The sequence below is a fragment of the Pseudomonas sp. KCJK9016 genome, from assembly GCF_046231795.1.
GTDB lineage: Bacteria > Pseudomonadota > Gammaproteobacteria > Pseudomonadales > Pseudomonadaceae > Aquipseudomonas > Aquipseudomonas bananamidigenes.
This window is the reverse complement of the sequence record NZ_JBJJMM010000063.1, coordinates 1-1,138: the sequence shown is the minus strand read 5'-3', so window position 1 is coordinate 1,138 and position 1,138 is coordinate 1. Positions and strand designations below refer to the sequence as shown.

Annotated in this window: 2 pseudogenes; both read right to left on the bottom strand. The window is 51.4% G+C overall.

The features are described 5' to 3' along the window. Positions 1-261 (bottom strand): annotated as a pseudogene (locus tag ACK6BI_RS27980) (hypothetical protein); the annotation flags it as partial. A 5-nt stretch (positions 262-266) separates the two neighbouring features. Beyond that, positions 267-1,138: pseudogene (locus ACK6BI_RS27975) on the bottom strand (hypothetical protein); the annotation flags it as partial.

Here is a 1,138-nt window from a genome sequence, read left to right as displayed (position 1 = left end):
TGCGCGCAGGTAATTGAAACCCTCGGCGCCCAGTTGTACGGCGTTTGCCGAGTGTTTCCAGAATACTTGCGTGCCCTCACTGCCGCGCAGCAGCACGCCGCTGCAAAAATATGCTGGATTGGCGCCCGGGCATTGAGGGGCGGTGTTGTGATACCGCTGATTGAGTAGCTGCGCGGTTTCTGGACCGGTGGCGGCCTGGCAACTTTCAATGATCCAAAGAAACAGGAGCAGAGGAATATTCGCCGAGTAGGCTCTATTCATGATGGTTACTCAGTCTGTAACGCACGTGTGTCGCGAGAAGGTTTGATAAGCGAGCTTTGGTGTATGGGTGGGGGAGCTTTCTCTACTGACTGGTCCAACGCATCAAATGAGAATGGAAGGCCATCGGTTGCCGTAAGATCCAGGCGCACTATCGGTAGATAACGCGCAGTTTGCAGGAAGTAATCCTGTTGAATGAACCGGGCTCCGTTTAATCCTTCACTGTCTTTAATAAAAAACAAGGACTCAAGGGGGATTTGTTCGGGAATGTTTTGCGGCCAGGCAGAAATAATTACCTCATTATGTTTGGACAAGTACTCTGGATTCATCTGTGCACGTGCCTGCAGGCTCATTTGAAATTGATCCGGCGTCGAACCAAAACTGCATCCGTAACTTTTATTAGGTAGCGATTCGAAGTAATTCAGCCAGGCGCCAACCGTCGTTATACCTTGCTCAATGCATGGAGCACTCTGGGCAGGGGAGTGTGAGTGAAGATTGCAACTGTCTGTGCGCCATGTCGTGGATGCGTCGTAAGGATAGGAACATCTAAAGGTCAGTGGGTATGTTGCGGGTGCCGCAAGTTCCTTGACGGTAAATCCGAAGTTGCCATACCAGGCTAGGCGCACAATGGGAACGTCAGCTCGCAGGTAGGAGAATGAAACACCATTACGTTCTTCCGAGTTGGGGCTGGGATTCCACGCATGGTATTCAGTGGATGCTTTTGCGATTCGAATAATTATTCCGTTGCAGTTATAGGCCGCGGTGTTTCCCCTGCACGCCATGGCCGTATCGGCATACCGCGCATTCATCTTCGCCGCGACCTGATAGCCGATATACAACTGATCCTGCTGATTGAACCCGAATACCGCATCCGGTTTCT